The sequence below is a fragment of the Bacillus sp. SSR7 genome, assembly GCF_055902415.1.
This window is the reverse complement of sequence record NZ_JBVVXV010000004.1, coordinates 246,128-269,256: the sequence shown is the minus strand read 5'-3', so window position 1 is coordinate 269,256 and position 23,129 is coordinate 246,128. Positions and strand designations below refer to the sequence as shown.

The 23,129-nt window shown below is 36.4% G+C and carries 22 protein-coding genes; 16 read left to right on the top strand and 6 right to left on the bottom strand.

The features are described from left to right. Positions 1–4 precede the first annotated feature (4 nt). The 6 genes from AC0NJG_RS10930 to chbG all read left to right on the top strand — a co-directional run bounded on the left by AC0NJG_RS10930 (position 5) and on the right by chbG (position 4,868). The gene (locus AC0NJG_RS10930; protein ID WP_087994272.1) at positions 5–322 is read left to right on the top strand and encodes a PTS lactose/cellobiose transporter subunit IIA; all 318 of its coding nucleotides are present in this window, start codon (positions 5–7) and stop codon (positions 320–322) included. A gap of 330 nt (positions 323–652) precedes the next feature. Then, entirely contained in the window at positions 653–955 is a 303-nt protein-coding gene (locus tag AC0NJG_RS10925) for a PTS sugar transporter subunit IIB (RefSeq protein WP_001023567.1), read from the top strand. A 16-nt stretch (positions 956–971) separates the two neighbouring features. Next, on the top strand, positions 972–2,279 hold the full coding sequence (gene celB, locus AC0NJG_RS10920) for a PTS cellobiose transporter subunit IIC (RefSeq protein ID WP_087955115.1): 1,308 nt from the start codon (positions 972–974) through the stop codon (positions 2,277–2,279). 183 nt (positions 2,280–2,462) lie between these two features. Then, positions 2,463–2,786, top strand: a complete 324-nt coding sequence (locus AC0NJG_RS10915) for a PTS lactose/cellobiose transporter subunit IIA (RefSeq protein WP_000989050.1) — start codon at positions 2,463–2,465, stop codon at positions 2,784–2,786. A 3-nt stretch (positions 2,787–2,789) separates the two neighbouring features. After that, complete coding sequence (celF, locus tag AC0NJG_RS10910; RefSeq protein ID WP_000145757.1) at positions 2,790–4,115, top strand: 6-phospho-beta-glucosidase; 1,326 nt, start codon at positions 2,790–2,792, stop codon at positions 4,113–4,115. Positions 4,116–4,163: 48 nt separating this feature from the next. Then, positions 4,164–4,868: a chitin disaccharide deacetylase gene (gene chbG, locus AC0NJG_RS10905; RefSeq protein WP_087955114.1), complete on the top strand. Its 705-nt coding sequence runs from the start codon at positions 4,164–4,166 to the stop codon at positions 4,866–4,868. 38 nt (positions 4,869–4,906) lie between these two features. Here the strand turns inward: chbG and AC0NJG_RS10900 are convergent, their stop codons facing one another. Next, positions 4,907–6,088 carry a chromate transporter gene (locus AC0NJG_RS10900; protein WP_474063037.1) on the bottom strand — a complete coding sequence of 394 codons (1,182 nt, stop codon included), beginning with the start codon at positions 6,086–6,088 and terminating at the stop codon, positions 4,907–4,909. A gap of 189 nt (positions 6,089–6,277) precedes the next feature. Here AC0NJG_RS10900 and exsM point away from each other — a divergent pair, with 189 nt between their 5' ends. Further along, on the top strand, positions 6,278–6,691 hold the full coding sequence (exsM, locus tag AC0NJG_RS10895; protein WP_048553037.1) for an exosporium regulatory protein ExsM: 414 nt from the start codon (positions 6,278–6,280) through the stop codon (positions 6,689–6,691). Positions 6,692–6,831: 140 nt separating this feature from the next. On the opposite strand, the gene AC0NJG_RS10890 is transcribed toward exsM, so the two are convergent. The 3 genes from AC0NJG_RS10890 to AC0NJG_RS10880 all read right to left on the bottom strand — a co-directional run bounded on the left by AC0NJG_RS10890 (position 6,832) and on the right by AC0NJG_RS10880 (position 11,626). Further along, positions 6,832–9,507 carry a sigma-54-dependent transcriptional regulator gene (locus tag AC0NJG_RS10890; RefSeq protein WP_143881672.1) on the bottom strand — a complete coding sequence of 892 codons (2,676 nt, stop codon included), beginning with the start codon at positions 9,505–9,507 and terminating at the stop codon, positions 6,832–6,834. A gap of 104 nt (positions 9,508–9,611) precedes the next feature. Continuing rightward, positions 9,612–10,349, bottom strand: a complete 738-nt coding sequence (locus AC0NJG_RS10885; protein WP_087955111.1) for a polysaccharide deacetylase family protein — start codon at positions 10,347–10,349, stop codon at positions 9,612–9,614. Between the two features lie 203 nt (positions 10,350–10,552). Further along, positions 10,553–11,626, bottom strand: coding sequence for a glycosyltransferase family 4 protein (locus tag AC0NJG_RS10880; protein ID WP_016718934.1), 1,074 nt, complete (start codon positions 11,624–11,626; stop codon positions 10,553–10,555). 490 nt (positions 11,627–12,116) lie between these two features. On the opposite strand from AC0NJG_RS10880, the gene AC0NJG_RS10875 reads away from it, so the two are divergent. Beyond that, positions 12,117–13,487, top strand: coding sequence for a UDP-glucose dehydrogenase family protein (locus tag AC0NJG_RS10875; protein ID WP_143881671.1), 1,371 nt, complete (start codon positions 12,117–12,119; stop codon positions 13,485–13,487). Positions 13,488–13,561: 74 nt separating this feature from the next. Continuing rightward, positions 13,562–14,677 carry a non-hydrolyzing UDP-N-acetylglucosamine 2-epimerase gene (gene wecB, locus AC0NJG_RS10870; RefSeq protein WP_000140134.1) on the top strand — a complete coding sequence of 372 codons (1,116 nt, stop codon included), beginning with the start codon at positions 13,562–13,564 and terminating at the stop codon, positions 14,675–14,677. A 32-nt stretch (positions 14,678–14,709) separates the two neighbouring features. Here wecB and AC0NJG_RS10865 read toward each other — a convergent pair whose 3' ends face one another. Together AC0NJG_RS10865 and AC0NJG_RS10860 are read right to left on the bottom strand one after the other, a co-directional pair. After that, positions 14,710–15,843, bottom strand: a complete 1,134-nt coding sequence (locus tag AC0NJG_RS10865) for an LCP family protein (protein WP_087955108.1) — start codon at positions 15,841–15,843, stop codon at positions 14,710–14,712. A gap of 74 nt (positions 15,844–15,917) precedes the next feature. Beyond that, positions 15,918–16,553, bottom strand: a complete 636-nt coding sequence (locus AC0NJG_RS10860; protein WP_000926682.1) for a YigZ family protein — start codon at positions 16,551–16,553, stop codon at positions 15,918–15,920. A 239-nt stretch (positions 16,554–16,792) separates the two neighbouring features. Between AC0NJG_RS10860 and AC0NJG_RS10855 the strand changes: the two genes are divergently transcribed. The 7 genes from AC0NJG_RS10855 (at position 16,793) to hpf (ending at position 23,052) form a co-directional block, all read left to right on the top strand. Next, a complete protein-coding gene (locus AC0NJG_RS10855; RefSeq protein ID WP_000844764.1) occupies positions 16,793–17,635 on the top strand; it encodes a DegV family protein in 843 nt (280 codons plus the stop codon). Between the two features lie 173 nt (positions 17,636–17,808). Beyond that, positions 17,809–18,123 (top strand): winged helix-turn-helix transcriptional regulator, encoded by a 315-nt coding sequence (locus AC0NJG_RS10850; RefSeq protein ID WP_000400857.1) that lies wholly within the window; start codon positions 17,809–17,811, stop codon positions 18,121–18,123. Positions 18,124–18,269: 146 nt separating this feature from the next. After that, the gene (locus AC0NJG_RS10845; protein WP_140421129.1) at positions 18,270–19,685 is read left to right on the top strand and encodes a C40 family peptidase; all 1,416 of its coding nucleotides are present in this window, start codon (positions 18,270–18,272) and stop codon (positions 19,683–19,685) included. Positions 19,686–19,811: 126 nt separating this feature from the next. Further along, positions 19,812–21,161: an ATP-dependent helicase ComFA gene (comFA, locus tag AC0NJG_RS10840; protein WP_474063036.1), complete on the top strand. Its 1,350-nt coding sequence runs from the start codon at positions 19,812–19,814 to the stop codon at positions 21,159–21,161. Continuing rightward, complete coding sequence (locus AC0NJG_RS10835) at positions 21,161–21,865, top strand: ComF family protein (protein ID WP_429680901.1); 705 nt, start codon at positions 21,161–21,163, stop codon at positions 21,863–21,865. Before comFA ends, AC0NJG_RS10835 begins: the two co-directional genes overlap by 1 nt. A 126-nt stretch (positions 21,866–21,991) precedes the next feature. Next, positions 21,992–22,189: a cold shock protein CspC gene (gene cspC / locus AC0NJG_RS10830; protein ID WP_001162041.1), complete on the top strand. Its 198-nt coding sequence runs from the start codon at positions 21,992–21,994 to the stop codon at positions 22,187–22,189. Between the two features lie 320 nt (positions 22,190–22,509). After that, positions 22,510–23,052, top strand: coding sequence for a ribosome hibernation-promoting factor, HPF/YfiA family (hpf, locus tag AC0NJG_RS10825; RefSeq protein ID WP_087955105.1), 543 nt, complete (start codon positions 22,510–22,512; stop codon positions 23,050–23,052). Positions 23,053–23,129 lie beyond the last annotated feature (77 nt).

The following is a 23,129-nucleotide window of genomic DNA, read 5'->3' as shown; positions in this document are numbered from 1 at the left end:
TAAAATGGATACGGTAGAAATGAAGGCCTTTCACTTAATCTTGCATGGGGGAAATGCGAGAAGTTGTTCAATGGAAGCAATTGATTGCGCGAAGCGTGGAGAGTTTACAGAAGCAGAAGCGAAATTACAAGAAGCGTTAGAGGAATTAAAAGAGGCGCACCGTGTACAAACGGATCTCATACAGAAAGAAGCCGGTGGTGAAAAGACTGAGGTTACCCTTCTAATGGTACATGCGCAAGATCATTTAATGAATGCAATTACAGTGAAGGAATTAGCGAGTGAGTTTGTAGAATTATATAGGAAGATGTCAATATCTGAATGAACCTTGCGTATGCAAGGTTTTTTATTTCATTAAATAGAGGATAAAAACACTAAAAAATTTTTTTAGTGTTTTTTTATTTTAAATACAACTAGACAACTAAACACTAATCTATTTTCATACAGTTATGTGTTAAAAGCGTGTTGTTTTATAACACACTGTGTGTTTTTGGGTCGACACACTAATTGAAAGCGTTAACACACAAAGAAAATGGTCGAAAAAGTGCTGATTTTAGTGGTTTTAAAAAGTTGGCACGCTAATTGCATTGATAAATAGCGTAAAGAAAAATAAATAAAATATTAATTTTTTATACTACACAAGGGGGATTTTCAAATGAATATTTTATTATGTTGCTCAGCAGGGATGTCTACAAGTTTACTAGTTACAAAAATGGAAGCGGCTGCAAAAGCTCGCGGTCTAGAAGGAAAGATTTGGGCTGTATCTGGGGATGCAGTAAAAACGAATATCGATCAAGCAGATGTATTATTACTAGGACCACAAGTTCGTTACATGCTTTCTTCAATGAAAACGCTTGCTGATGAGAAAAACGTTGGAATCGACGTTATCAATCCAATGCACTACGGCATGATGAATGGAGAGGCAGTTTTAGATCACGCATTAACACTTAAAAAATAATTAGGGGGGAAGCAAAATGCAAAAGTTTATTGCATTTATGGAGAAATATATTGTTCCTGTCGCTGGTAAAATCGGATCGCAACGTCACTTAGCTGCGATCCGTGACGGATTTATTGCAGTTATGCCACTTATTTTAGTTGGTGCACTGGCATCACTAATTAATGGTTTTCCATCTGAAGCTTTCCAAGATTTCATGAAAGGTTTGTTTGGTGAAACGTGGAAACAAGTTGGCGGTGGAATGTGGACTGGTTCTTTCGCGATTCTAGCACTAATCATAGCATTTACAACAAGTTATAACTTAGCAAAATCTTACGGCGTTGATGGTTTGTCAGCAGGTATTATTTCATTTGGTGCGTTAATTATTCTTACGCCAACAACACCGAAAGAAGGCGGATTGAACTTAGCTTGGACAGGTGCACAAGGGTTATTCGTAGCAATTATTGTGGCACTCCTTGTTACTGAAGTATTCCGCTTCTTTGTACAAAGAAACATTACTTTTAAAATGCCCGATGGAGTACCACCAGCAGTTTTAAGATCTTTCGCAGCTATAGTTCCAGCATTTGTTATCTTAACATTAGTTGCAGGTATTCAATTAGCAGTGAAATTAGCTGGTACAAGTGTTCATGAATTTATCTTTAATACAATTCAATCACCACTGCAAAGTTTAGCAGGGACATTACCAAGTGCAATTGTCATTGTACTCCTTGTTCATCTTCTTTGGTTCTTCGGTTTACATGGTCCAAATATCGTTGGTGGTATTATTGAGCCATTATACTTACCGGCATTAGAGAAAAACATGCAGTTATTCAAAGGTGGTACATCTGCATTTGATGTTCCAAACATTGTTACAAAACCATTCTTTGATACTTTCGTATATCTTGGTGGTTCTGGTGCAACATTAGCGTTCTTAGTCGTTGTATTAATTGTAGCGAAAAGTGCGCAATTACGCGGTGTATCTCGTTTATCAATTGGTCCTGGTGCATTCAACATTAACGAACCAGTAATCTTTGGTACACCAATTATTTTAAATCCAATTTTATTCTTACCGTTTATCATAACACCAATTGTATTAGTAATTACTTCTTATACAGCTATATCTATTGGCTGGGTACCAAAAACAGTTGTGATGATCCCATGGGCAACACCACCAATTATTAGTGGTTATCTTGTAACAGGTGGACATCTTTCAGGTGCACTCCTACAGTTATTCAACTTTGTAATTGCAATGGTAATCTATTATCCATTCGTTGTATTATGCGATCGTTCAGTTGTTCGTACGGAAAAAGCAGTAGCACAAGGAAATAACAACTCTGTACCTATGTAACATAAAGATTGTTCTCACAGACAGCATTGTCTGTGAGAACAACTACCTTTATATCATGTTCAAAAAGATGAGAACCATCTCCAAGAACACCAAACTATCATTCATAAATTAATACTTTAATAGACATGTTCAAACTGAAGGGGTATGTAAATCGGTTGAACGATAATAGAGAGGGCGGTAATTATGATGACTACAGCAGAACAAATTCCATTCCAATTAATTTTAAATAGTGGTAATGCACGAAGCTTTGCGATGGAGGCACTTCAATTTGCCAAACAGGGGAAAATGGCAGAAGCTGATGAAGCGATGGTAAAGGCGAAAGAAGCGATTAATGAGGCGCATCATTTCCAGACAGAGCTCATACAATCAGAAGCAAGAGGAGAAAAAACAGAGATTAGTGTTCTTTTAATTCACGCACAAGATCATTTAATGAATGCGATTACAGTAAAAGAATTAGCAGCAGAGTTTATCGATCTTTATAAAAAGCTTGAAGCGAAAGGGGAATAAAGCATGACTGGAATTAAAATTGCTACAATCGGCGGTGGATCTAGTTATACACCAGAGTTAATTGAAGGATTTATTAAGCGTTATGATGAGCTTCCTGTTCGTGAAATTTGGTTAGTAGATATTGAGGCAGGAAAAGAAAAGTTAGAAATCGTTGGTAACTTAGCGAAACGTATGGTGAAAAAATCTGGTTTGCCAATTGAGGTACATTTAACGCTTGATCGTCGCGAAGCATTAAAAGATGCTGACTTCGTAACGACGCAGCTTCGCGTAGGTTTATTAGAAGCTCGTGCAAAAGATGAAGCAATCCCGTTAAAATATGATGTAATCGGTCAGGAAACGAATGGTCCTGGTGGTTTATTCAAAGCATTGAGAACGATTCCTGTTATTTTAGATATTTGTAAGGATATGGAGGAGCTTTGTCCGAATGCATGGTTAATTAACTTTGCAAACCCAGCTGGTATGGTAACAGAAGCTGTTCTTCGTTATACAAATATTCAAAGAGTAGTTGGTCTATGTAACGTTCCAATCGGAATTCGCATGGGTCTTGCGAGATTACTTGAAGTAGATGCAAGTCGTGTCCACGTTGACTTCGCAGGTTTAAACCATATGGTATACGGACTAGATGTATATTTAGATGGCGTAAGTGTAATGGATCGTGTATTAGAGCTTGTAACAGATCCGGAAAAGCAAATTACGATGGAAAATATCGCTGCGCTTAACTGGGAGCCTGACTTTATTCGCGGCCTTCGTGCAATTCCATGTCCATACCATCGTTACTACTACAAAACACGTGAAATGCTAGAAGAAGAGAAAGAAGCTTCGGTTGAAAAAGGTACACGTGCAGAAGTAGTAAAACAATTAGAAGATGATTTATTCGAGTTATATAAAGACCCGAATTTAGATATTAAACCACCACAATTAGAAAAACGTGGCGGCGCTTATTATAGTGACGCAGCATGTAGTTTAATTACGTCTATTTATAATAATAAAGGTGATATCCAGCCTGTTAATACACGAAACAACGGAACAATTGCAAGCTTACCACATGATTCTGCTGTTGAAGTGAACTGTATTATTACGAAAGAAGGCCCAAAACCAATTGCGGTTGGAGATCTTCCAGTACCAGTTCGCGGTTTAGTACAGCAAATTAAATCATTTGAGCGCACAACAATTGAAGCTGCTGTTACAGGGGATTATCATAAGGCGCTGCTTGCTATGACAATTAATCCACTTGTACCATCAGATAAAGTTGCAAAACAAATTTTAGATGAAATGTTGGAAGCACATAAAGAATATCTTCCACAGTTCTTCAAAAAGGTAGAGAAATAAAGCGGCGCTATTTAGCCCGCTTTTTTTATTCTATTAGGAGGTATTATGATGATTAAGTTAATTGTAAATGCAGATGATTTCGGTCTTACAGAAGGTACAAATTACGGCATTATTGATGGACATATAAATGGACTTGTAAATTCAACGACGATGATGATGAATATGCCAGGAACAGAGCATGCGGTACGCTTAGCGAAAGAGTATAAAACGTTAGGGGTAGGCGTACATCTCGTATTAACGGCAGGTAAGCCGCTTCTTGGAGACGTACCATCACTTGTAAGTAGCGATGGATTGTTTCATAAACAAAGCGTCGTATGGGAAGGGAACGTAAATCCAGAGGAAGTTGAGAGAGAGTGGATTGCTCAAATTGAGAAATTCTTATCTTACGGATTACAACCAACGCATTTAGATAGTCATCATCACGTGCATAGCTTACCGATCTTGCACGATGTTCTTGAAAGGTTAGCTGCTACATATAATGTTCCAATTCGTCGTTGTGAAGACGAGCGAGCGGTGCGTCCATTTTCTGACGTGTTTTATAGTGATTTTTATGCGGATGGTGTGACGGAAGATTATTTTGTGAAGTTAAAAGAAAGAGTACAAGGTGAGCAAACGGTAGAAGTTATGGTTCATCCAGCTTATATTGACCCAGAGCTTGTGAAACGTTCTTCTTACGTAATGGATCGCGTGAAAGAATTGCGTATTTTAACAGAGAGTGAGTTACCAGAAGGAATAGAACTTGTGAAGTTCTAATAAAAAAACGACGGCTATATAATGCCGTCGTTTTTTATTTACAAAATGGATAGAACATATCCGCCAAAGGCTCCAAGTATAACGATAACCCAAGGTGGTGTTTTCCAAAAAGCGAGCAAGCAAAATAGAAGAGACGCAAAAACAAAATCTACAGCGTTCATAATTGTGCTTGTCCAAATAGGATCATAAAAGGCGGCAATTAAAATACCAACAACAGCGGCATTGACTCCAAGTAGTGCGCCTTGTATGAAAGATATTTTTCTCACACTGTTCCAAAATGGTAATACACCAATAACGAGTAAGAAAGCAGGAAGAAAGATCGCAATTGTTGCGAGTATTGCCCCAAGCGTCCCGTTTAACACTGCTCCTATATAAGAAGCGAATGTAAATAGTGGTCCTGGCATTGCTTGTGTTAATCCGTATCCAGCTAGAAATTGTTCTTTCGTCATCATTCCGTTTTGTACGAACTCACCTTCAAGAAGGGGAAGGACGACGTGTCCGCCTCCAAATACAAGTGCACCAGAGTGATAGAAACTATCAAATAAAGCGATGTAATAAGAGAACGGTCTTAATATTGGTAGCAGCAGTAATAGTCCGAAGAATAAGATGAGGCAAGAAACTGCTATCTTTTTTGAAATAGGTACTTTTATATTTTGAGATTGGCTAATTGGTTGGTTGCGATATAAAAACCAGCCGATAAAGCCAGATATTATAATGAGAATGATTTGTGTCCAGCTACTTGGCCATAATAAGGCGATTGCGGCAGTTACAATAGCAATGGTCGCACGATTTCGGTCTGGTGTTAACTTTTGCGCCATTCCCCATATGGCATGGGCGACAATAGCGACTGCTACAAGTTTTAGTCCATGAATCCAGCCAGCACTTCCAAGGTCAAATTGATTAAGGAATGAGGCGAAGAAAACTAAAACAAGTACAGATGGTAGTGTGAATCCAATCCATGAAATAATAGCTCCTAATAGGCCGCCCCTTACTAATCCAACCCCCATACCAACTTGACTGCTAGCAGGACCAGGAAGGAATTGACTTAGTGCTACTAAATCTCCGTAGCTCCGTTCATCTATCCATTTTCTTTTTTGCACATATTCATGGTGGAAATACCCAAGATGGGCGACAGGACCACCAAATGAAGTAAGTCCTAATTTAAATGAAACGAGAAAAATCTCTAATAATTTGTGAATAGTGTATTTGTTATTTTCCAAAACGACCTCCTAGAATGTTTTTCTATGTGCATTATACAAGAGGTAGTAAAGAAAAAGGAACGATTCTAATGTAAAGATTATGTGAATCTTTTCTTCGTAATTAACACTTGAAAAAGTCATAAATGATTATGTATAAACCATAAAGTAGTAGAAGTAGTGCTGGGAAATTTATATAAGGAGAATGCCCGTATGACAACACATTTCTTTGCGAGGTTAACAGGCAAGAGGGAAATACCTCCTGTAAATACAGAAGCTTTTGGCGTAGCAGAGTTTATATTTAGTGATGATTTAAAGAAATTACAATATAGGGTCATATTGAAAAACATCGAAAAAGTTACATCATGCCAAATTCATTTAGGGAAATCGGATCAAATTGGTCCAGTTGTTCTAAATTTGTTTGGTCCGCTAAAGCAAGGTATTAGTGTAAGTGAAGGAGTCGTGACCAGTGTAGTTAATGTGGAGGATTTTGAAGGGCCTTTACAAGGGCGAGCGTTTGATAGCTTACTTCAAGAAATCATTCAGGCGAATGTATATGTAAATGTTTATACGAAGTCCCATAAGAAGGGTGAAATAAGGGGGAGAATCAGGAAAGTAAAGAAGTAGAAAAAAGGCTGTCCATATTTTGGAACAGCCTTTTTTGCTATAAGGTGCAAATTTTAGCGATTATTGCCGGTAAATCGATATGTTTGAAAAATCGCTGATAAAATCCGAGTTACGTTCGATATACTAAAAAACGACCTCAATTAATTTTTTACAGGCTGATTTTTAATGAAGAAGTCCATAACATAAAACACTTCGTCATCAGGTATTTGTATTTCAAATGTATTTTCAATTGGCTGCAATGCTTTTTTTACTTTCATATACATCCAGTATTCATCTTGTCTTCGTTTCTCTTTATCTGGATGAGGGAGAAGGCTTTCTCCTTTTTGAAGACGATCAACCATACAGCTCATATGCAGAATAACACCCATTAAACTGTCAGGAGTTAGCTGTAAGGAAATTAATTCTTGAATTGTATTCAATGCGTAACGAATTGTTTTAATAAGTAATGCTCCGTCGTTACGCTGCATTTGTTGTTCAAGAATATCAGCCATTTTTGCATATGTTTCTTCATACGTAATTAATTCTTGAATTGGCTGAATCGCTGTGTAGTTTACAATATCTTGGAAATGATAAGTTAAGCATGGCACCTGCACATCGAAATTCGTAACGATACAAATGATATTCCGCTCTTTTTTTATGTTCTCAATCATTTTTGTTAAATCTTTTTCATGGACGATACTAATCGGAATGATTTCAATTAAGTCTTTGTCAAATCGCAAATAGTTCTCCAACATTTTTTGAATAGCTAAAGCACTGCCTTCCCCAGTTAAACAAGCTGTCAAAATAACAGATTTCATTGGTGATAGTGGCTTTTTCTTTTCTTCTTGTACGTTTAAGTAAAACGGTGTTAAGTTCTTCACTGTTTCATATAATGCATCTAACGAGTAGCCAAGCTGAGCTTTTCGAGCCGCTTCTAGTGCATGTGGAGTGCTCGTCATGGAAAGAACACGCACTGGAATTTTGAACTCAGTTTCTAATATATCCCCAATATAAGCGAGAGATCCCATATCAACGAGTAAGAGAAGCCCATTTACATTCTGGAGTGTTTTCATATACACTTTCACACGTTCTAAGAAATCTTTCGGCGATTCATGTAACGGCATATCGATACCGGTTACTTCGTCAATGCCGAGCAGTTCGTTTGCGACGTTTGCCATTTCTGTTGCTATGCCGTTGCCGTGCGCTAATATTAATACTTTTACTTCTGTTTGTGAGGCAGGAATTGGATCAACGACGAAGAACATTGTTAAAAAGCCTGCTTCGTCGATAGGCATTGTTATTTGTAATTCGTCTTCCAGTAGCTGAATGCATTGCATAGCTACGGAAAAAGCTTCTTTATATTTCGTACGAATTTGATTTAATTGTGGGTGATGAATTTGTTTTCCAGCTTGTAAACGTTGTAGAGTTGTCTGTACATGTAAACTTAAAGCGAGAAATACTTTTTCGTCGAATGTCTTGGATAAATGTTTTTCAGCAAGTTCAGCAATCTTTTCACAAACGGAAACGATATTACGATCTACAATTTTAAAAACATTTTCATGACTTGTCTTTTTTGACATTTGGTTAAAATATTGTACGAAAAAGCTTTGAATATCATTTTCTATTAGTAATTCTAATTCTTCCTCTTCAATACCACGAGCTTGAAGTTCTTCATATTTATAGTCAATATAATCGTAAATAGAAGACTGTTTTTCATTTTCTGCCTTATGATTACTCCAACCTTCATCACCTGTAAATATAAATGTTTCATTCGGTATTTGGTATAGATGACGGCTTTTTCTTTCAATGAAGAGCCCTTCTTTCATGTACCAAGGTAAATCTGTACTTGAAACATAGACAGAATCACGTTTCTTTGTCACGAAGTCAGAATAGGCTTTCGCACAGGCAATTTGTACATCCGTTTTTAATTGACCGATGTTATTGGGACAATTGTAAAAGACGAAAGCACGCATTGCATTCGGACTAACGTGAATTTCTTTTCGCAAGCGAATTGCTTCATTTGTGAAAAATAGTTGCAGTAAAGCAAAACGTTCTTTATGTGTACGCTCACGAAGTGGTGGCAGCGTGACAGTCATTGGTATACGTCTTGTAAATGTTTTTAATAAAAATGAATTTGGTTCTTCTGTTGTTGCAGTAATGATCAATACTTGTGCTTTACGTTCGTTTTCTGTTTCTCCAAGGCGGCGATATACCCCGCGGTCAATAAAGGTGAAAAGCATTTCTTGTCCCTCTGGAGGAAGGCGATGTACTTCATCTAAGAAAAGGATCCCTTCATGTGCTTTTTCAATTAACCCTTTTTGATCACTTGCCCCTGTATATGCTCCTTTTTTAATCCCAAATAATTGTCCTAGTAGTAGCTGTGGGTTATTTGCATAATCGGCACAGTTAAAGACGATAAATGGTGCATTTTTAGGAAGCTGTTCAACTTCAATTGCATATTCGTGCATTAAAGAAGCAAACATGGATTTTCCGACGCCTGTTTCTCCGAGCAGTAAAGTATGCATACCGTTTGGAGGATAGAGAATAGAAGCTTTCGCTTTTTCGATTGCGATTTTAAGGCTCGTATTTTCAACTGCAAATGTATCTAATGAAGTTACTTCTTTTGAATGCGTTTCCAACGAAGTGTTCGTTTCTATATAAAAACGAACAGGACGCGTATTTGTTTTTAATAAACGTTTATCTTTTACGAGTTTGTTTAAGTCGCTACTTACATTGGCTCGATCTAGTTGCAACAGGGTAGCGAGTTCTGATGCAGTTACACCTTCTGTATAATTGCCTTTTTGTATTGCGTTAAAAATGAGATCTATTCGTTTCATTTCTATTCACCTCGAAACTTCATCACTATTTAAAATTTTACACAAAAATGGGAAGGGTGGGAAGAGAAAAATAAAACAGCTTTAGCACATAGGCACTAAAGCTGTTACAATCTTGTGTCTTTCCAAAAGTTTACTTCGAGATGAGAAGATGGATTATAGGGAAGAAGCTTGTATCCTTGTGACTGTAAGTAATCAATTACTTGTGGCAGTATTTGTACGGTTACACTCGAATCATGCATTAAAATTACTTCGACTTGTTCATCGCTCTGATTACGTACCCTTTCTAGTATGGCAGAAGGGTTATCATAGCTTTTCCAGTCGTATGTATCGATTGTCCAATCCCACATTTTATATTGGGCTGATACAAGTGCATCACGGTAATTCTTTTTTAAGTAAGGCATGCTACCATATGGGACACGAACGAGATGTGTATTTAATGTTGTAACTTGTTGGACAATGTTTTGTGTTTGTTCCATTTCTGTAATTAAAGCGGATGGATCACCAGTGTAAAGGCGTTTTACATCATGGGACATACTGTGAAGTCCGATATAATGTCCATCTTTAATTAATCGTTGCATTGTCTTTTTATAATGTGGTACTTTTCCACCAATAACAAAGAAAGTTGCTTTTCCGTTCTTTTCTTTTAAGATGTTTAAAATTTGCGTAGTATATTTGTTTGGTCCGTCATCAAATGTTAAGTACGCGATTTTTTTTGTAGAAGAGGAAGTTTCGGTATTTGGATGATGTTCAGCAGGGGGAATTGTAGTTGCTCCTGCATGAGATGACGCGTACATAGTAATCGTTAAAAATAAAATAATGTATTGAAATACTCGCTTGATCATAACATTCACCCTCAGTTTGACAATCATCAAGATGTAAAAAAGAAAATATAATCCTTTTCTTATTATGTATATCTTTCTCCAATAGTGGAACTCTCAAACAAGCTATATTTTGGAAATGTAAAATAACGAATAAAAAATAGCATCCTCTTATAAGAAAGAGGATGCTATTTGAATATTTCATAATAGTAAAGGCTATACTACAATTAGTCTTCGCGTTTTTTCACTTTTTTATAAAAGGAAATAAGTGGTTTGTAACGTTCATGTACAAGTCCAATTACTTCAGCAATAATCTCTGTAAAGAAGATTAAAACGAAAAGAAGAATAATGGATAACCATAATGTCGCACTAGAGAAAATGATTGCATTTACACTAAAGAAAATACCGAATGCGTATATAATTAGTACCGTTTTACGATGAGAGAAGCCCATTGCAAGTAAACGGTGATGTAAATGCGACTTATCTGGTGCTGAAATAGGTTTTTTATTTACGATACGACGGATAATTGCAAATGTCGTATCAAATACAGGCACGCCTAAAATGATAACTGGAACGATAAAGCTGAATAACGTTACACTTTTGTATAATCCAAGTAACGATATAACAGAAATACAGTATCCTAAAAATAGTGCTCCTGTATCTCCCATGAAAATTTTTGCTGGATGGAAGTTGTAGAATAAAAATCCAATTGTACTTGCTAATGTAATTAATGCTAGTGGTAAGATAATAGCAGCTCCAGTACCCCATGGGCTAGTGAAGGCCATATATGCTAGCGTTGCCAGTACGATAGATGAAATACCAGCGGATAATCCATCTAAGCCGTCAATTAAGTTGATGGCATTTGTAATACCTACAATCCAAAATACTGTAATTGGGTAAGCAAGCCATCCAAGTTCAGTATCCCCGAGGATTGGAATATATAATACTTGCACTAATAATCCACTTTTTACAATCATAATGGCAACTAATAGTTGTCCACCAAATTTTACCTTCGCAGATAACTCGTACATATCATCTAAAATACCGATGATTACAATGATAATCGCACCTAGCGTTATCGATAACATTCTTTGTTCGTATAAGCCACCGACAACAAATCCAACAGCCACACCAATAAATATTGCTAACCCGCCAAGACGAGGCATAATCTTTTGGTGCACTTTACGCGCGTTTGGCTTATCTGTTGCTCCTATTTTAAAAGCTAACTTAATAACTAAAGGAGTAACGACGAGTACAGTGATGAAAGATGCCAAAATGGCATAAATCACTTGTGAGTCCATTAATACCCCACCCTTTTATAGTATAACGTAATTTTTTTTTGATATATTTATCTGAAAATTATGATGTTTATTTACAGGCTCATAACATATGGTATCACAAAAAGATTAGAATTCAATCTTTTTTTCGTTTTACGGTAAATGGAAGCAGATAGAATATATGACAATTGTATACAGAATGTTGAATCATTTGAGAAGGTTAATCGTATTGGGCTTTGGAATATGACATTTTCTCTTTTTCTTTAATAGCGAATACTTTTATTTCAATATTATAAGTGTTACACGTAGAAATGAGTAAGTTCCGTGTTAAAATGTGGGAATTTGTCCCGCTTGAACGTACAGCTTTAATCTCGGTAAAATTTCTATTGGTTTTATGGACAATATTTAATTTTACAAAAACTTAAAAAAGAATGAAAAAAGTAATTCATATAATAAAGAAGTAAAAGAGTTTTCTCATTTTTGATATGAGAGGGGGAAGCACAGGGGAAATTCTATGTATTCGTATATTTTCTATTGTATATTCCTGTGCGAAAAGGAAATGAAAATTACGATAATAGGCACCGGATACGTTGGATTGATTACAGGAGTAGGATTGGCAGTATTGGGACATTCGGTTACATGTTTTGATATAAATGATGAGAAAATTGAACGGATAAAACAAGGGGATCTGCCTATTTATGAAGCTGGCTTATATGAATTAATACATGATGCGTGTGAGAATAATCGTTTAACTTTTACAACGAGTAAAGAAGAAGCATTTCATGATGCAGAATTTATATTTATTGCAGTTGGAACGCCATCGTTATTAGATGGTACAGCAGATTTAACATATATTCAAAATGCATGTTTTGATATTGGAGCATATGCGACTAAAGACATTATTGTTGTTACAAAAAGTACTGTTCCTGTAGGGACGAATGGTGCTATGAGGGGATGGATTGAGGAGACATTACAAAATAGGCATGAATTACATATTGTATCGAATCCCGAATTTTTACGGGAGGGTTCAGGGATTTACGATTTTTTTCAGGGAGATCGTATTGTAATTGGAGCAGATAACGAGGAAGCGGCGCGAAAAGTTGAAAATTTATATAGTAAATTACATTTGCAAACGTATGTTACAGATATAAAAAGTGCAGAGATGATTAAATACGCATCGAATGCCTTTTTAGCGACAAAAATTAGTTTTATCAATGAAATTTCAAATATATGTGAGAAGGTAGGAGCTAATGTATTAGATGTTGCAAAAGGAATGGGAATGGATAAGAGAATTGGGTCGTCTTTTTTAAATGCGGGCATTGGTTACGGGGGATCGTGTTTTCCGAAAGATACGAAAGCGCTTGTGCAAATTGCAGGGAATGTGGCGCATGATTTTCGTTTGTTAAAAGCCGTCATTGAAGTGAATAATAAACAACAGCTATTATTGATTGAGAAAGCAAAGAAAGTAATAAATATGAACAAGAAGCGGATTGCAGTGCTGGGAGCAGCATTTAAACCGAATACAGATGATATAAGAGAAGCACCGTCCCTTATTATGATACAAGAATTAATGAATATAGGTGCAAACATAGTACTATATGACCCAAAGGCGATTCAAAATATGAAAAATATCTTTGGGGAGACTATACAATATAGCGAATGTATAGATGAATCGATTAGAGGAGCGAGTGCGGCTTTTATCGTGACAGAATGGGAGGCTATCCGAACGTATCCGTTAGGAAAGTACGTACAACTTATGAGAGAACCTATTTTATTTGATGGAAGAAATTGTTATACTGATGAGGATGTCAAGAAACAAGGAATAGATTATTATTCTGTTGGAAGAGAAAGTATTTATAAGAGGGATTTTTCCGTTATTCGTTAAAAAGGTATGTATTCATGTATATTCTTATATGTCATAATAGGATTTGTAACTAGTGAAAGAAAAGAGGCAATGAAATGACTGAACGTTTAAAAGTAATGACAATTTTCGGGACACGTCCAGAAGCAATTAAAATGGCACCTCTTGTATTAGAGTTGCAAAAGCATCCAGAGAAAATTGAATCGATTGTGACTGTAACAGCACAACATCGTCAAATGTTAGACCAAGTATTAAGTATCTTTGGAATTACACCAGATTTCGATTTGAATATTATGAAGGATCGCCAAACTTTAATCGATATTACAACGCGTGGTTTAGAAGGTTTGGATAAAGTAATGAAAGAAGCAAAGCCGGATATCGTACTTGTACATGGTGATACGACGACAACGTTTATTGCAAGCTTAGCTGCTTTCTATAATCAAATTCCAGTAGGTCATGTCGAGGCAGGACTTCGTACATGGGATAAATATTCTCCATACCCAGAAGAGATGAATCGTCAATTAACAGGCGTAATGGCAGATCTTCATTTCTCACCTACAGCAAAATCAGCAACGAACTTACAGAAAGAAAATAAAGATGAATCACGCATTTTCATAACAGGAAATACAGCGATTGACGCACTAAAAACGACTGTAAAAGAAACATATAGTCATCCTGTACTAGAGAAACTTGGAAGTGATCGTCTTGTACTTATGACAGCTCACCGTCGTGAAAACCTAGGAGAGCCAATGCGTAATATGTTCCGTGCAATAAAGCGTCTTGTTGATAAGCATGAAGACGTACAAGTTGTGTATCCTGTTCATATGAACCCTGTTGTTCGTGAAACTGCAAATGATATTTTAGGCGATCATGGCCGCATTCATTTAATTGAGCCGTTAGATGTAATTGATTTCCACAATGTTGCAGCTCGTTCCTATCTAATGCTAACTGATTCTGGTGGTGTACAAGAGGAAGCTCCGTCATTAGGTGTACCGGTTCTTGTTCTTCGTGATACAACAGAGCGTCCAGAAGGTATTGAAGCAGGTACGTTGAAATTAGCGGGAACAGACGAAGAGACAATCTTTAGTCTTGCTGATGAGTTGTTATCAGACAAAGAAGCTCATGATAAGATGTCAAAAGCATCTAATCCGTACGGTGATGGCCGTGCATCAGAGCGTATTGTAGAAGCAATCTTAAAACATTTTAATAAATAAAAAACAGCCAAATCGCATGCGATTTGGCTGTTTTATTGCTGATTTCTCATAATCCACTCTGCATGAGCATTCGTAGAAGGAGGGGGATCAGTTGGTGTTTTGTTCTGATTATGATTCGTTTCTTTCTTCGCTTTCTCGTTAGAGTTAGAATTTGAAGAAGGAGTGGATTCGGTTTTTGTTGTTGAATTTTCTTGCGTGGTTACCTTTTCTCCTAGTTCTTTTTTAATTTCGTTACGTACTGCCTCAACACCGTTTGGATCCGGAAGGAAGTAATAAATACCACTTATTTTTTTGTCTTCTCCTTCAAGTTTGAGTGTTTGTATTGTAGAAGGATCAAACCCAGAAAGTTTCTTGTAAAGAGCAAGGCCATCAGAAATAGGAATGTCAGTTTTTATATATTTTCCAACGACTGCTGTTAAATCTTTAATTTTAAATACGGTAGAGGTGGAATTTAGTTTTTGAGCAACAGCAGCTAGTAATTGTCTTTGTCTAGCGGCACGACCATAGTCACCATTTGGATCTTGCTTTCGCATACGAACGTAAGCGAGTGCCTCTTCACCATTTAATTCTTGTTGTCCTTGCTTAAATTGGATTTTTTTGTAGTAATCTACGTCTGAACGCTCCCAAAAATCGAAGGGAACATCAACAGTAACACCGCCAACAGCATCAACAATACCTTTAAAGCCTTGGAAATCAATTTTAACATAATGGTCTACAGGTACTTTTAGGAAACCTTCGACAGTTTTGATTGCCATTTCTTCTCCGCCGTAAGCATGCGCAGCGTTAATTTTGTCCTCTTTATTCTTTCCGACAATTGGAACGCGACTATCACGAGGAATACTCATAAGCGAAATCTTTTGCGTTTTCGGATTGACTGTCGCAAACATTAATGAATCTGTACGACCGTTTTGGCCGTCTGTTGCATAATCTTCTATACCCATAATAAGGAGTGTAAAAGGCTCCTTTGTAATTTCTACATCTTCGGTTCTCAAATCCGATTTTTCACGAGTAAAACCACTATACATCCCCATGAGAGAAGAGTAGGAATTTAATATATAAAGTCCTACACTACCAAATAAAAATAAGAAAATAAGGAAGTAGAAAAACTTTCTTCTTCGTTTCTTTTTTATTCTGCTATTTTGGAGATGATAATAACGTTCTTCCATATATAATCTCCTTAGTTCATTTGTAGGTAAGTAATTCACTACATTAATCTTTAAAGGCGATACAGTAGTTATTCTTAGATAACATCTTGCTCTAAGTACAACATATCTCCTTCTGTAATTGTACATTTCCCATTTGTTAATTCAATCATCCAATCCGTGAATGCTTGTTTTCCATCTTCTTCTACATACGTATCAAATGTGACATTTTCGAGGTAATGTATATCTTTAATGGCATATTTTGAATTACGTAATTCATTTTCAATTTTGCCAAGTAATGTGTAATCAATTTCGGTCTGCATAACGCGCATTAGCTTTCGCTCGACAACACCGACATGATTAATGCCTTCGCTTGTACATTTTCCATATGCGCGAATTAATCCACCAGCGCCCAGTTTGATGCCACCAAAATAGCGGGTAACGACAACGACGGTATCTTTTAAACCGCGTTTTTTTAGTACCTCTAACATAGGTACGCCAGCTGTACCACTAGGTTCACCATCATCATTTGCTTTTTGGATTTGATCTTGTTCGCCAATTAAATATGCAGAACAATTATGTGTTGCATTCCAGTTTTGTTTTTTGATTTTTTGTATGAATTCTTGAGCTTCTTCTTCGGTTGTAGCACGACTAACATAACAGATGAATCTTGATTTTTGAATAACAATTTCGTGTTCACCGTAGTCTTTTATTGTTAAATATTGTAATAACACTTGTATACGCCCCTATCCATCAAAATGACTAGTACTTTACATTTTAAAAGCGGGCGTTTTTATATTCAAACATTTTTTATAAATAAGCTGAAATTTTTGATGAGTATTTTACCTTTTTGTTGTAATTTGTCGAGATGATAAGTATAATTTCAAACCCGCATTTTCATGTATGGATGCACCATTTTTAGTTTTCGTGTAAAATTAGGAAATAAAAACTTTTTTATAAGGCAGGTACGAAAATGAAAACAGCTATTGTTACTGATAGTACAGCATATATACCGAAGCATATTCGTGATGAACTCAATATATATATGATTCCATTAAACGTTGTGTTTGGAACGGAATCTTATCAAGAAGAAGCTGAAATTTCAGCAGATGATTTTTATGTAAAGGTACGTGAGCAAGAAGAGCTTCCGAAAACTTCTCAACCAGCAATCGGAAAGTTTGTTGAGCTATATGAAGAATTATCTAAGGATTATGATGCAGTTATTAGCATTCATCTTTCAAGTGGGATTAGTGGTACATATCAAACGTCAACGACAGCTGGTCAAATGGTAGAGGGTATTGATGTATATACGTACGACTCTGAAATTAGTTGTGAAGTACAAGGATTCTACGTGCGTGAAGGTGCAAAGCTAGCAAGCGAAGGGAAGGATCCAAAAGAGATTATCGCCCGTTTTGATGAAATGAAGAAAACGATGGACGCTTATTTTGTAGTAGATGATTTACACCATTTACAACGTGGAGGCCGATTAAATAGTGCGCAAGCTTTCATCGGTAGTCTGTTACAAGTAAAGCCGGTTTTATATTTTAGAGACAAAATCATTATCCCGTTTGAAAAGATTCGTACGCGTAAAAAAGCGTTAAAACGTATCATTGAAATTTTTGATGAGCAAGCAAGTAAAGGCGTACCTATGGAAGCAGTTATCATTCATGCACAACGTGAAGAGGAAGCGAATGAATGGAAGGCAGAATTAGAAGCAAAATATCCTCATGTTACAATCCGCACAGGTTATTTCGGTGCTGTAATTGGAACGCATTTAGGTGAAGGTGCACTAGGTCTTGGATGGTATACGAAGTAATAAGGATATAAAAAGCTCTCTTTCGGAAGAGGGTTTTTTTACGGATATTTTACGTGAAGTTGACAAGTTAATATTTGGAAATGGTAAAATGTACGTAAAATAAAATAATGAGGAAAGTTTTATAACTTACTTTTTACAAGAAACTATATTATAATAGAAGAGAGGTGAAACATATGGAGCATAATTCTTGTTTATGTCCAAAGTTTGAGTCAGCTTTTACTTTGCTTAGTAAGAAATGGACTGGCTTAATTATTAAATCTTTGCTGGAAGAGTCAAAACGTTTTAGAGAAATCGCAGATATTATACCGAATATGAGCGATCGTATGTTATCAGAGCGTTTAAAGGAATTGGAAAGCGAAGGCATTGTAGTTCGTAATGTTTATCCAGAAGTACCAGTTCGAATCGAGTACGGCTTAACGGACAAGGGAAAAGCGTTAGAAAGTGTTATGGATGAAGTCCAAAATTGGGCTGAGAAATGGATGAAATAACGTTTTGATTTCATCCGTATTAGTATATTTAATAAAACGTAAGGGGAACCTTGCGTTTTTTTCTTTGCTTAAAAAAAATTTTAAAACTCTACACATATATACAAAAATATGCATATTTTGCGATAGAGTTACATATAATATTACATTTGTTTTACAAAAGCGTAACATTAGCAAAAAAAATCCCGAATTATGGTATAAATTTTATAGGTTATATACGGAAAAAGAAAAAAGAAAGCGGTGTAAAAAATAAAATGAAAAAGCTAAAAATGGCATCTTGCGCATTAGTTGCAGGATTAATGTTTTCAGGACTAACACCAAATGTATTTGCAGAAGATAAAATTTCTGACGTGAAATCACAAATTAATACACAAAATGACACTTTACATAAACAACAACAAGAACGTGATGCATTACAAAAACAAATGAATGACTTAAACAAAACAATTCAAGGTTTAGATAAGTCTGTTCAAGAGAATGCTGCAAAGCTTGATGAAACAACAAAAAAAGTTGCGGACACTGAGCAATTAATCGAAAAGAAAAATAAAGATATTGCAGAATTACAAACGAAAATTGCAAAACGTGAAGAGTTATTAAGAAAACGTTTAGTTGCACTTCAAGAGCAACCAAATACGAACGTTGTAACAGAAGTTCTTGTAAACTCTAAAAACGTTGCAGATTTAGTTGATCGTTTAACTTCTGTTTCTAAAATTCTTGAGTCTGACGAAGATATCATGAAAACACAACAAGAAGATCAAGCGAACGTGAAAAAAGATGTTGAAACGGTAAAAACAAAGCAAAAAGAATTAAAAGAAGCACAAGCTCAAATTGAAACTGCTAAGAAAGAACTTGACGCTGAAAAAGAGAAAAAAGCAGTGGCAGTAAACGATTTAAGCGGTAAAATGGATACAGTTGTAACTTCAATGACAAGTACGGAAAGTCAATTGAAAGATCTTGAAAAACAAGCATTACAATTACAACGTATTGCTGAACAAGAAGCGCAAGAAAAAGCTGCACAAGAAGCTGCTGCTCAAAAACAAGCAGAGCAAGCTGCTAAAGATGCGCAAGCTCAACCAGCACAAGCGGCACCTGCTCAGCCAGCAGCGCCAGCAAACAACGGTGGACAAGCTCAAAAAGAAGAACCTAAAAAGGAAGAGCCTAAAAAAGAAGCACCTAAAAAAGAAGATAAAAAACCAGAACCGACACCAGGCCCAGCTCCAGCTCCTGGCGTAATTGGTAAAGCACAACAATACTTAGGTTTACCATATGTTTGGGGAAGTGCATCTCCATCAAACGGTGGTTTTGACTGTAGTGGATTCATTTCTTACGTATTCGGTGTAGGTCGTCAAGACGTTGCAGGTTACTGGAATTCAGTTTCTAAAGTAAGTAGCCCACAACCTGGAGATTTAGTATTCTTCCAAGGTACTTATAAACCAGGTCCATCTCACATCGGTATTTACGTTGGTAATGGCCAAATGATTCATGCTGGTGACAAAGGGATTGCTTATTCTAGCTTAAGCAGTAGCTACAACCAAAAACATTTCTTAGGATACGGTAGATTCTAGGATTTATAATCAAATAAAACATGTGTATAAAGTCGATAGCTTACTATTTTATAAGTAGGTTATCGGCTTTTTTGAGTTTTTACGAGATTATGAGAAAGGTTTATAGTAGTGCTGGAGGTGACGTTAATGCTTGCTGGGAAACAGTTGCTATTAGAAGAACTCTCTTCAGATTTACGGAGAGAAATAAGTAATTTAAAAGAGAAGGGAGAGATCGTATGTGTGCAAGGTGTAATAAAGAAGGCTTCTAAATATATATGTCAGCGCTGTGGAAATATAGAGCAGCGACTATTTGCATCATTTTTATGTAAAAGGTGCGGTAAAGCATGCGCGTATTGCCGGAAGTGCATCGCGATGGGGAGAGTTAGTGAATGTACTGTACTTGTTCGCGGGATCCATGAAAGAAACGGAGACAGGGAGCTAAATCCATTACAGTGGAATGGAACTTTATCGATTGGTCAGGAGTTGGCGGCGCAAGGGGTTATAGAAGCGATTAAGCAGAAAAAATCTTTTTTTATTTGGGCTGTGTGCGGGGCTGGAAAAACAGAAATGTTATTTTACGGTATAGAAGAGGCGCTTCAAAAAGGAGAAAGAGTTTGTATCGCAACGCCAAGGACGGACGTTGTACTGGAATTAGCGCCGAGATTACAAGAAGTGTTTCCAAGTATAACTGTAGCTGCTTTATACGGAGGGAGTGTAGATCATAAAAAAGATGCAGCGTTAGTCGTTGCAACGACTCACCAACTGTTACGTTACTATAGAGCGTTTCATGTGATGATTGTAGATGAGATTGATGCCTTCCCGTATCATGCGGATCAAATGTTACAGTATGCGGTGAGGCAAGCGATGAAAGAGAAAGCGGCGCGTATTTATTTAACAGCAACTCCTGATGAAAAGTGGAAGCGTAATTTCAGAAAGGGGAAACAAAAAGGTGTTATTGTGTCAGGACGATACCATTGTCACCCGTTACCAGTTCCTCTATTTAGCTGGTGCGGAAATTGGAAGAAAAGCCTTCATCATAAAAAAATTCCTCGCGTGTTACTACAATGGTTAAAAATGAACTTAAATAAAAAGTATCCTATTTTTTTATTTGTTCCTCATGTGCGATATGTAGAAGAAATGAGCCTGTTATTGAAAGGGTTGGATAATAGAATCGATGGTGTACATGCAGAAGATTCGATGAGAAAAGAAAAAGTAGCAGCGTTCAGAAAGGGAGAAATTCCGTTATTAGTTACAACGACAATTTTAGAAAGAGGAGTAACTGTGAAGAACTTACAAGTGGCGGTGCTAGGGGCAGAAGAAGAAATTTTTTCAGAGAGCGCGCTCGTACAAATTGCAGGCCGAGCGGGTCGTAGTTTTGAAGAGCCATATGGCGAGGTTGTGTATTTTCATTACGGTAAGACAGAGTCAATGGTACGTGCGAAAAAACACATTCAAAGTATGAACAAAAATGCGAAAGAACAAGGATTGATCGATTAATGCATTGTTTACTTTGTGATGAGTATATGGTGGAAACAGTTAGTTGGTACGCCTTCTTTGTAAAGTCCCATAAAAAATATGTATGTGATAGATGTGAGCAAAAACTTTCCTATATTATAGGAGGAATTTGCATGGATTGTGGTCGTCCTTTAGATGACTTACCTACTCGATATAAAGAAAATGACATTTGCATGGACTGTATAAGATGGAGGAATGAGGAAGGATATCGTCCTTTTAAAAATCGTTCGTTGTACGTGTACAATGATGACATGAAAGGTATACTAGCGCAGTTGAAGTTTCGAGGTGATGCGGAGTTAGTTCGTATTTTTTATCAATCTTTTCGGGAGTTATTTCAAAAGTATTTTACGGACGTTTCAACTGTTATTGCTGTTCCGCTTAGTAGGGAACGGGAATATGAACGAAGTTTTAATCAAGCAGAGTTATTAGCAGCTTGTTTGCCTGTCAAAAATTTTTATTCATCATTAAGAAGGAAGGAAACAGAAAAGCAAAGTAAGAAGTCGCGTAAAGAAAGGCTTTCAGGAAGGAATCCTTTTTATTTTCAAGGAGAAGAGATGTTTCATGGTCAACACATTTTACTCGTGGATGATGTATACACGACAGGAATTACAGTGAGACAAATTGGAAGTCTTTTATACGATAGAGGAGCAAGCGAAGTTTCTAGTTTGACGCTCTGTAGAAGTTGATCTGTAGCTGTCGAAAGAGATAATAAAAAGACGATAAGTCTTCTTTGACTTCGTAAGTTGTCATTCGTTATAGTGAAATTATGGGGCAAATGCCCTGATTTTTAGAGTGAAGGGAATGGAATGAACATGCAAGGAAGAGTAAAATGGTTCAATGCAGAAAAGGGATTTGGGTTTATTGAGCGTGAAGACGGTGATGATGTGTTTGTTCATTTTTCTGCTATTCAACAAGATGGATATAAGTCATTAGAAGAAGGGCAACAAGTTGAGTTTGATATTGTAGAGGGAGCACGTGGACCACAAGCAGCTAATGTTGTAAAACTGTAGGTATATTGTTTTTGGGAAGAGAAAGCTGCGTTTGTGGCAACGTTATATATATGGTAGAACCTCTTGTTTTTTGCAAGGGGTTTTTGTTATGAATGGAGTTGTCAAAAAGTTGTTTCTTTTCTGTAACGAATTGTCCACAGTTACATTCGTTATTCACGATGTTAATAGGATAAAATAAAGATAGAAACGATGCATCTTTTCATTTCAACAAAAAACGATAAAAAAATCGCAATTCCACTAATTTTTTTAAAAAAGTTAGAAGGAGTTTTTAAGCCGGTGTCGAAATTATAGTACATAGGCTTGAAAGGAGGAATTCATCTATGAAATTCAACATTCGTGGTGAAAATATTGAAGTAACTCCAGCATTAAAGGAATATGTAGAGAAAAAACTAAGTAAGTTAGAGCGTTATTTTGATACATTCCCAGAGATTAAAGTTAATTTAAAAGTATACTCTGACAAGCAACGTGTCGAGGTAACAATTCCATTTACTGATTTATTACTTCGTGCAGAAGAAACTAATAGCGATATGTACGCTGCTATCGATTTAGTAGTTGATAAACTTGAGCGACAAATTCGTAAACATAAAACAAAAGTAAATCGTAAGTTACGTGAGAAAGGTTCTATGAAAACGAACTTTATCCTTCCACAAGCAGTAGCTGTCCTGGATGAGGTAGAAGAGGATGAACTAGAGCTTGTACGTACAAAACGATTCGATTTAAAACCGATGGACGTTGAAGAAGCGATCCTACAAATGGATATGCTAGGACATAATTTCTTCGTCTTCACAAATGCTGATACAAATGAAACTAATGTTGTATATGGCCGTAAAGATGGGAAATATGGTTTAATCGAAACTAAATAATAATTCAAAAGCGCAGCCGAAATGGCTGCGCTTTTTTTGCTGAAAATAGATTCCTGAAAAAAAGTTTTCTTAATTTA